Source organism: Pseudomonas sp. PSKL.D1 (genome assembly GCF_028898945.1).
Classification (GTDB): domain Bacteria; phylum Pseudomonadota; class Gammaproteobacteria; order Pseudomonadales; family Pseudomonadaceae; genus Aquipseudomonas.
Map to the genome: position 1 here is coordinate 140,699 of NZ_CP118607.1, position 8,630 is coordinate 149,328.

Here is an 8,630-nt window from a genome sequence, read left to right on the forward strand (position 1 = left end):
AAGCGCCAAATTGTGGTGGTGAAGACGAAAGACCCGAAAGTTCGCAACATCACAAATCGCATATCCGAATTCGCTAGGCTGTCCAGCTGGACATTCTGGCAACAGAATTTCTTGACGACCATAGAGCATTGGAACCACCTGATCCCATCCCGAACTCAGCAGTGAAACGATGCATCGCCGATGGTAGTGTGGGGTTTCCCCATGTGAGAGTAGGTCATCGTCAAGATTCATTTCGCAAAACCCCTATCTGCGCGAGCAGGTAGGGGTTTTGTCTATAAGTAGGAACTACAGAGATTCGCTGGTACGTCCGCAGGACGGGCCGGCACACAGAATTTCTTGACGACCATAGAGCATTGGAACCACCTGATCCCATCCCGAACTCAGCAGTGAAACGATGCATCGCCGATGGTAGTGTGGGGTTTCCCCATGTGAGAGTAGGTCATCGTCAAGATTCAAATAAAAAGGCCCTGTCTGCGATGCAGACAGGGCCTTTTGCTTTGCGTCAGAAATAGATCAGAACTGGTAACTCACCGTTGCACTGACGTTGCGCTCTTCCCCCATGTAGCAGTAGTTCAAACTGGCACAGGAGGCTATGTAGGTCTCGTTGGTGACGTTGTTGGCGTTAAGCCGTAAATCCACACCCTTCATCCCTAGCTTGCCCATGTCATAGCCAATAGAGGCGTCAAATAGGGTGTAGGAAGGCACTTTCATGCTGTTCTCCGCATCTACCCAGCTGTAACCCACGTAACGCACACCGCCTCCCAGTCGCAGGCCATCCAGAGGCCCTTGGCGGAAGTTGTAGTCGGCCCACAACGAGAACATTTGTTTAGGGGCCTGAGTGGGGGAATTCCCCTTGTTGTCGAGCTCACCCGAAACAAGACTGGGCATTGACTTGGAGTATTCGATGTCGGTGAACGTGTAGCCACCCAAGAGCTTCAGATTTTCGGTCAGTTGAACGTGTGCCTCAAGCTCAAGGCCCTGGGAGCGCACTTCACCTACTGGCCGGTAGAAGTCTTCGTCAGGCTGCTTGGACGCCAGATTCTCCTGCTCAATGCGGAATACCGATGCAGTAAAGAGGTTGTCACTGCCCGGTGGCTGATACTTGATACCAGCTTCCCACTGGGTACCCTCGGTAGGCGCCAATGGGCGACCATCCTGGTCAGACACCGTATTGGGGTTAAACGACTCAGAATAGCTCACATAAGGCGCAATGCCGTTTTCAAACAGGTAGAGCACCCCGGCCCGGGTAGTGAACTTGGAGCGGTCATCACTGGCCTTGCTGTCGCTGTCACGGTTCTCTTCGGAGACCTTGACCCAGTCCTGCCGCAAGCCCAGTGAGAAGCGCCATTGGTCAAGCTCGACCAGATCCTGCAGGTAGACCCCGGTTTGCTGCAAACGGCGCTGGTAGCGGTTTTCGCCAAGCACCTGCAGATTGCCATTGCCGTACTGTGGGTTGGCGGCATCCAGTGGCTCAACAGTGCCATAGCGCCAAGCTACATCCGCCTTGCGGCGCTGATAGTCAGTACCGAGCAGCAGCGTATGCTTGGCTGCGCCAGTGAAGAATTCTGCCTGCAGCATATTGTCGATGATGTACGAATGCAGGCGCTCGTCGCCGCCTGTGTATGCCCGATTGAGGATATTGGTATTGGCGTCTGCCCATCCGGCCGAGTACACCTGGTCCATCGACACATCAGAATCCTGGTACCGAAAGTTCTGCCGAGCCGTAAAAACATCATTGAAGCGATGCTCGAACTGATAGCTGAACGATTGTTGGGTGCGCTCATAGTTGTCGATGTCAGGTTCGCCTTCAAAGAAGTGATCCGACAGGCGCTGGCCATTGCGTTTGTGCAGCATGCCGTCTGCCGGGTTGCCTCCGTGATACCCACCATTCGGATCGTGCTGCAGGTTAGCCTGCAGGGTCAGTGAGGTGTCCTCGGTAAAGTCGATGCTGATGGCTGGTGCGATGGCGTAGCGTTCTTCCTTGTTGTGGTCGAACTGCGTGTCGGAAGCGTCCGCCAGGCCCGTCAGGCGATAGGCGATGCGCTTGTCGGCGTCCAGCGGGCCGCTGAAGTCAAACCCCATGCCGCGCTGCCCTTGGGTACCCACGGTGGCTTGAACCTGATGATAAGCTTCGAACAGTGGCTTTTTGGTAGTCAGCGCCACAAGTCCACCGGGAGAGCTGCGGCCATAAAGTACCGAGGAGGGGCCTTTGACTATATCGATGCGCTCCAGGAAGTAGGGGTCAACCTGCATCGTGCTGTACGTGCCGTTGTCACCCATCGACTTCAGCCCGTCGACATAGATGTTGTCCACCGATCCATCATTGAAGCCGCGCATCGCCACGTAGTCATAGCGATGGGTCGCACCGTAAGGGTTGGTCAGCACGCCTGGTGTGTATCGCATGGCTTGAGCCACAGTCTGTGAGCCTTGGTCGTCCATCTGCTGCCGGGTAACGACGGATACCGACTGGGATGTTTCAACCAAGGGCATGCTTGTCTTGGTCGCAACCTGGCTGTGGGTGGCGTTGTAGCCCTCCATGCTGCCCAGTGCATTACCCAGGCTAAAGCTGCGCACATCGGTATCGGGCAGCGACAGCGCCGCACCATCGGTGTTTGTGTGAAGTACGAAGCTACGCCCGTCCTGACTGGCCGCTTCCAGGCCTGTTCCATTGAGGAGGTGACGCAACGCTTGTTCGGTCGAGTAACGCCCCTGAAGCCCCTGAGAACTCAAGTTGTCAGTCAGATCTGGAGTGCTCGATAAAGTGATGCCCGCCTGACGGGCAAACTGGTAGAGAACATCACTCAAGCTGCCCGCTGCAATGTTGTATTGCTGGCTAATCTGCACCGTTTCAGCGGCATGAACCACGACTGAAACAGTAGATAAGCCTAGCGTCGTCCCGAACAGCGCAGCGCGGATCGCTTTGCCAAGAAGCACGGAATTCAAGACAGGTCGAAAATCATTCGCATGGGAGGGACATGCAGTTAATGAGGCATTGGGCATGGAAGGGTCCGTGTAGTCGTGTGAGGCAGAAGAAGTTGATTACTCTCCTAGCCGGACTCGCCACCAAAACCCGCCAGAAATTTCCACGGCAGCAGTATCAGGCAACCGATTCCAAGCGAATCCACCAGCGTGTATGTCGGTTCAGGCGCACTGGCAGCGTCTGTGGCAGCAGCTGGATCAGGTGTTCAGGATCTTCAAGCCGGTAAACGCCGGAAAGGCGAAGGTTGGCAATGTCGTCGCTACAGCTGAGGTAGCCATGTCGATAACGGCTTACTTGCACCAGGAAGTCGGCCAAACGCATGTCGCGGGTAACAATCAAACCTTCCGTCCAGGCGCTTGCATCCATGTCCACATGATCAAGGCGATGGGCCCCCATGTTGTCCACTCGCCATTCCTGGTAGCTACCGATCAGCAGCTGACGATCCGCTGAGGGGTACAAGGCAATATTGCCTTGGGCCACACTGACTCTCGTACAGTCAGCTTCCTGCCTGACCACAACATTGCCTTCTACGCCTTCGATTAAAGCATCACGGGTTCGTACCCTTATCGGATGCCCCGATTTGCAGCTGAGCATCAGTTCGCCTTGCTTGAGGTAGATCAGGCGTTGCTGATCGGTAAAGGCCAAATCCACCGCACTGCGTGTATTGAGCTGCAGAATAGAACCGTCAGGGAGAGAAAACGTGCGGCGCTCGCCTGTTGTTGTAGCAAGGTCGGAAGTCCAGGTGTTGATGCTGTCCATGTCCTTGGCCAGCCAGGCTGCCGACCCTACCAGTGCGACGCCGCCAAGCAGTTTCAGCGCTTGCCGGCGCCGGAGCCGTTGTTGGCTGGTTTCCAATGTCTGCAGAGCCAAACCGGCCCCAGGGATTGCACGCAGGTCCAAATCCTGGTGAAGGGCTACCACCCGCTGCCATGCCAGTTCATGTTCTCGGTCAGCCTTTCGCCAGTGCTCACACTGCTGCAACAGGGTTATGTTGTTACCGCTTTCACGCAGCTTCAACATCCACTGTATTGCCTGTTTGACAGCGTTGGGGGAGGGCGCCACTTCAATCCTCGTCTTCGTAGCGCAACAGGTAGCAGTGGTAAAGCGCATCGGCTATGTAGCGCTCTACCGACCGCAGCGAAATGCCCATCTGCTCGGCAATTGCTTTGTGGCCCAGACCATCGCACTGGGCCAGGAGGAAGGCGCGACGGACCTTGGGCTTGAGCCCATCGAGCATTTTGGCGATGCGCTCAAGCAGCTGAAGCATCACTTCACGGGTTTCTACCGAGGGGACGTGCGCCTCCGGCAAATGCGCCAAAGCCTCGAGGTAAGCTCGGTGCAGCTCTTCACGCCGCCAATGGTCAATTACCAACCCCCGTGCAACAGTGCGCAGGAAAGCACGCGGGGTGGTCAGTTGCACAGGCTCCCGCCGTTGCAGCAGCCGCACGAAGGTATCTTGAGCCAAATCCGCAGCATCAGCAGAATTGCCCAATTTGCTGCGCAACCATGTGTGCAGCCAGCTGTGGTGATCACTGTAGAGCGAGTGCACTGAATCGTTTATAGCCATGACGGGCAATCGGCATGAATGATAATTAGTCTCATTGTTTGCCGCGGCATGCACTATTTGCAACCGTCATTTTCGCTTTCAGTGGTTTTAGCGCTGCTTGTCCAGATAACTCCTGATCACCCGGGCAGCATTGTTCAAGTGCCGTTCCAACACCGCGACCGCTTGATCCACCAACTTGTCGCTGGCGGCGTCCACAAGCGCGTTGTGGTCATCCTGAGTCAGCTTGCCAAGCCCCATCGAGGAAAGATGGAAGCGCAAGAACCGCTCTTCTTCGTTAAGTTCATCTTCGATCAGGCGAAGCAGCTTCTGATTGGATGCCTTGAAGTAGAGCGACATATGAAACAGCCGGTTCAGGCGGCCGATTTCGGCATGTACGGTTTCGTTTTCAAGCTGTTGGATATAACCGCGTGCCTTGGCAATGTCTGCAGCGTCGAGAAGCGGAATAGACTGGCGCAGCGCTTCGCTTTCCAGCAGCACGCGCAGTGCATAGGTATCTACCGCGTCCTCGCCAATCAAAGGGGCGACAACTGCCCCCTTGTGCATTTCCACTTTCAGAAGTGATTGTGCCTCAAGCTGGCGCAAGGCCTCACGCACGGGCATACGGCTGACACCATAGAGGGTGGCAAGCTCTTGCTGGCGTACGGCGGTACCTGGCGGCAGGCGCCCGTCAAGAATGGCGCTGCGCAGGCGCTCTTCGATCGCGCCACGGGCCAAGTGGGCCGGCAGCTGCTCGCTGGCCAGCACATTGCTCAGTTTTATCTTATCGGCCACGCGGCGTATGCCTCAGCGACTAAAGTTGGATCCAATGACACTAGTTACAGGCGTGAGGGCTTGTCAAACCCGCGCACGCACTGGGACGGGCTCAGATATGGTGGATCAAGTTGCAGAGCAAAGGAAGCGCTACACACTTGGTACTAACAAGAAAGTCATGTGCCTCCGACCACTGGCTTCATGATTGCAGGGTGCCATTGTGTTTTACCTTGGCAAGCCGCACCATCGCGGCCTACAACTGCTCTGAACTGGTCTTCGCTGTGGCGATACCCTGGATGCTCAAGAACATCATGCGACGCGTCGGCTTTGCCGTGCTGCTGGGTAGCTTGCTACTGGGCGGTCTGCATGCGGATTGGGATTTTTCCGAGATCAGCCGCAAGTCACAGGCCCTCTACGGTCCGCTGGGTGCAGGGAAGGCCCGCATTGATGCCTGGCAAAACCTGATGGCAACTCAAAACCAAGGCAGCGAACTGCAGCGCCTGCAAGCGGCCAACGTTTTTTTCAACCAACAGTTACGGTATGTCGAAGACATAGACTTGTGGCATGAGGTGGACTATTGGGCCACTCCCATCCAGGCGCTTATCAAAGGCGCGGGGGACTGCGAAGACTACGCCATCGCCAAGTATTTCAGCCTGCGCCGCATGGGTATTCCAAACGAAAAACTGCGCATCACCTACGTCAAAGCGCTACGGCAAAACCGAGCGCACATGGTGTTGACCTATTATTCAAGCCCACAGGCCCAGCCGCTGGTGCTGGACAGCCTGATGGACGCGATCAAGCCAGCTAGCCAGCGGCCAGACCTGCTGCCTGTGTATGCCTTCAACGGCGAAGGCCTATGGCTGACCGGCGCAGCAGGCAACAAGAAGGTCGGTGACACAAAGCGCCTGTCGCGGTGGCAGGACTTGTTGAAGAAAATGCAGGCCGAAGGGTTCCCGGCCGAACCGGTTTACTGAAGGAGCACAGATGTCACTGTTCAAACAATTGCTGTTGGCCATTTGCCTGTTCCTGGTCGTCGCGTTCAGCGGCAGCTTCATGGTCAGCCTGGAAAGCTCGCGCAGCCAGTACGTCAATCAGTTGCGCTCGCATGCTCAGGACGCGGCTACCGCGTTGGCCTTGTCATTGACACCGAACATCGACGACCCGGCCATGGTCGAGTTGATGGTCAGCTCGATCTTCGACAGTGGTTACTACTCCAGTATCAAGGTGGTCGATCTGGCCTCCAATGCCGTGCTGGTCGAGCGCCATGCCGAGCCTGACCCGGGCGGAGTGCCTGGTTGGTTCGTGCACCTTATCGGCCTGGAGCCCGCGGGGGGTGACGCCATCGTAAGCCGTGGCTGGCAGCAAGCCGCCAGGGTGGAAGTGATCAGCCACCCGATGTTTGCCATTGCCAAACTCTGGCAGAGCGCCTTGGGCAGCCTGGGCTGGCTGCTGCTTTGCGGGGCGGCGAGTGCGGTATTGGGGGCGCTGCTACTACGCCGCCAACTTCGCCCACTGGATTATATGGTCGAACAATCCCACGCCATTGCCCGTCGAGAATTCCTCAGCTTGCCAGATCTGCCGAGCACGCCGGAATTGCGCCGGGTGGTGCAGGCGATGAACCAGATGGTCGACAAACTCAAGGCGCTGTTCAGCGAGCAGGCCCAGCGAAGCGAGCAATTGCGTGCAGAGTCTTATCAAGACAGCCTGACCGGGCTGTCCAACCGTCGCTACTTCGAAATGCAGCTGGCAGCACGGGTCAGCAACATGGAGGAGGCCCGCGCCGGTTACCTGCTGCTGCTGCGGGTGCAGGGGCTGGCTGGCCTTAATGCGCGCCTGGGCGGCCAGCGCACAGACGAGCTGCTGCAGGCAGTGGGCGAGCAGCTGCGTCGCACCTGCGCAAGCTATCCGGAAACCAACGACCTGATCTCGCGCAGCCGTGGCGGCGAGTTCGCCGTGTTGGCGCCGGGCATGGTTCATGAAGAGGCCGTCCAGCTTGCCCAAGCCCTGGAGGTGACGCTTAAAAGTCTGCACGAAACTGGCGCAAGCGATGTTGACCCGGTGGCCTGCATCGGCCTGGCACCATTCAGCCCAGGCGACTCGCCTCAGGCATTGCTGAAGCTGGCTGACGAAGCGCTGGCGCGGGCCGAAAACCAGCCGACACCCGGCTGGGTGTGCCTGGAGCAGGGCGCTGCGTCGGTTGCGGGAGACACGCAGCATGTGTGGCACCAACGCCTTGACCAGGCGTTCGCCACGGGCCAGTTTGAGCTGTTCTTCCAACCAGTCGTCAGCACCCGCGATCCGCAGCAGGTGCTGCACCACAAAGTCATCTCCCGGCTGCTCGACGACGACGGCCAAGCACTGCCCGCAGGCCGCTTCCTGCCCTGGCTGGAGCGTTTCGGCTGGCTACCGCGTCTGGACTTGCTGGTGCTGGAAAAGGTTATGGCGCACCTGCGCAGTCATGATCAGGTAGTGGCGTTGAACCTGTCTGCCGCTACTTTGGCCGACCCCAAGGCGCTGCAGCGAGTCTACGAGCTTTTGGGCCAGCATCGTGCTTTGGGCCCACGGCTGGTGTTCGAGATCGGTGAAGAACAACTGCCCGAGCAGGCAAAGCTCGAACAGTTGACCAGACGCCTGCACAGCTTGGGCTTCGGCCTGGCGTTACAGCGTTTTGGTGGCCGTTTCAGCATGATCGGCAACCTGGCTCATCTGGGCCTGGCTTACTTGAAGATTGATGGCAGCCATATCCGCAACATCGATCAAGAGCAGCACAAGCGTCTGTTCATCGAAGCTATTCAACGGGCGGCGCACAGCATCGACCTGCCGCTGATTGCGGAGCGGGTCGAAACCGAAGGCGAGCGGCAGGTGCTGCTCGACATGGGCGTTGGCGGGATTCAGGGGCAACTGGTGGGTGAGCCGGCGCCCTGGCGGTGATGTGGCGGCATTCAGGGCTGCTTGGCAGCCCTGTCCAACCTGCCCGAAACGGGGTGCTCAGATCAACCCACCATGCTCCTCTTCCTCGATCAGGTTGTTCAAACTGCCCAGTGCCTTGCGCGCTGTAGATCGGTTGAGCAGCTTGGCCTGAGCTCCCGCCGGTAGGTCCGTGATACTGAACACACCCTTGGCCGTAAGCACCTCGATCAAATCTTCAAGCACGCGGATCATGTCCAGATCACTCTGCTTGAGCTGCTTGAGGCTGTTTTCGACGACATCGTCGGCAAACCAATCGAGAATTTCCGCATGGTCAGCCGGCAGAACTTCGGTGTGCTCAGCGTACGGGGCAACCTCCACCCGCTGTAATTGCCCCTGGTCGTCGCGCTGCACGTAGAACATGGC

Annotated in this window: 7 protein-coding genes and 2 rRNA genes; 4 read left to right on the plus strand and 5 right to left on the minus strand. The window is 57.6% G+C overall.

All coding sequences use genetic code 11. The features are described from left to right. Nucleotides 1-110 precede the first annotated feature (110 nt). Together rrf (PVV54_RS00670) and rrf (PVV54_RS00675) are read left to right on the plus strand one after the other, a co-directional pair. Nucleotides 111-226: ribosomal RNA gene (gene rrf, locus PVV54_RS00670) — 5S ribosomal RNA — on the plus strand. Between the two features lie 109 nt (nucleotides 227-335). Next, a 5S ribosomal RNA gene (gene rrf / locus PVV54_RS00675) occupies nucleotides 336-451 on the plus strand. A 62-nt stretch (nucleotides 452-513) separates the two neighbouring features. Here the strand turns inward: rrf (PVV54_RS00675) and PVV54_RS00680 are convergent. From PVV54_RS00680 to PVV54_RS00695, 4 genes are all read right to left on the minus strand, one after another. Continuing rightward, a complete protein-coding gene (locus tag PVV54_RS00680; RefSeq protein ID WP_274908125.1) occupies nucleotides 514-3,000 on the minus strand; it encodes a TonB-dependent siderophore receptor in 2,487 nt (828 codons plus the stop codon). A 97-nt stretch (nucleotides 3,001-3,097) separates the two neighbouring features. Further along, nucleotides 3,098-4,090: a FecR family protein gene (locus PVV54_RS00685; RefSeq protein WP_446731436.1), complete on the minus strand. Its 993-nt coding sequence runs from the start codon at nucleotides 4,088-4,090 to the stop codon at nucleotides 3,098-3,100. Beyond that, nucleotides 4,044-4,547 carry a sigma-70 family RNA polymerase sigma factor gene (locus PVV54_RS00690; RefSeq protein ID WP_274908126.1) on the minus strand — a complete coding sequence of 168 codons (504 nt, stop codon included), beginning with the start codon at nucleotides 4,545-4,547 and terminating at the stop codon, nucleotides 4,044-4,046. The genes PVV54_RS00685 and PVV54_RS00690 overlap by 47 nt, the downstream gene beginning before the upstream one ends. An 87-nt stretch (nucleotides 4,548-4,634) precedes the next feature. Next, nucleotides 4,635-5,318: a GntR family transcriptional regulator gene (locus PVV54_RS00695; protein WP_274908127.1), complete on the minus strand. Its 684-nt coding sequence runs from the start codon at nucleotides 5,316-5,318 to the stop codon at nucleotides 4,635-4,637. 191 nt (nucleotides 5,319-5,509) lie between these two features. Between PVV54_RS00695 and lapG the strand changes: the two genes are divergently transcribed. Beyond that, nucleotides 5,510-6,271 carry a cysteine protease LapG gene (gene lapG / locus PVV54_RS00700; RefSeq protein WP_274908128.1) on the plus strand — a complete coding sequence of 254 codons (762 nt, stop codon included), beginning with the start codon at nucleotides 5,510-5,512 and terminating at the stop codon, nucleotides 6,269-6,271. A gap of 10 nt (nucleotides 6,272-6,281) precedes the next feature. After that, nucleotides 6,282-8,228 carry a cyclic di-GMP receptor LapD gene (gene lapD, locus PVV54_RS00705; protein ID WP_274908129.1) on the plus strand — a complete coding sequence of 649 codons (1,947 nt, stop codon included), beginning with the start codon at nucleotides 6,282-6,284 and terminating at the stop codon, nucleotides 8,226-8,228. A gap of 57 nt (nucleotides 8,229-8,285) precedes the next feature. Here lapD and PVV54_RS00710 read toward each other — a convergent pair whose 3' ends face one another. Next, nucleotides 8,286-8,627 (minus strand): tryptophan synthase subunit beta, encoded by a 342-nt coding sequence (locus PVV54_RS00710; RefSeq protein WP_274910360.1) that lies wholly within the window; start codon nucleotides 8,625-8,627, stop codon nucleotides 8,286-8,288. Nucleotides 8,628-8,630: the final 3 nt, after the last annotated feature.

Bases quoted from the DNA above. Each gene is read 5' to 3' on its own strand.
- PVV54_RS00680 (WP_274908125.1), bottom strand. From the start codon at position 3,000: ATGCCCAATGCCTCATTAACTGCATGTCCCTCCCATGCGAATGATTTT.
- PVV54_RS00685 (WP_446731436.1), bottom strand. From the start codon at position 4,090: ATGCGCTTTACCACTGCTACCTGTTGCGCTACGAAGACGAGGATTGAA.
- PVV54_RS00690 (WP_274908126.1), bottom strand. From the start codon at position 4,547: ATGGCTATAAACGATTCAGTGCACTCGCTCTACAGTGATCACCACAGC.
- lapD (WP_274908129.1), top strand. From the start codon at position 6,282: ATGTCACTGTTCAAACAATTGCTGTTGGCCATTTGCCTGTTCCTGGTC.
- PVV54_RS00710 (WP_274910360.1), bottom strand. From the start codon at position 8,627: ATGTTCTACGTGCAGCGCGACGACCAGGGGCAATTACAGCGGGTGGAG.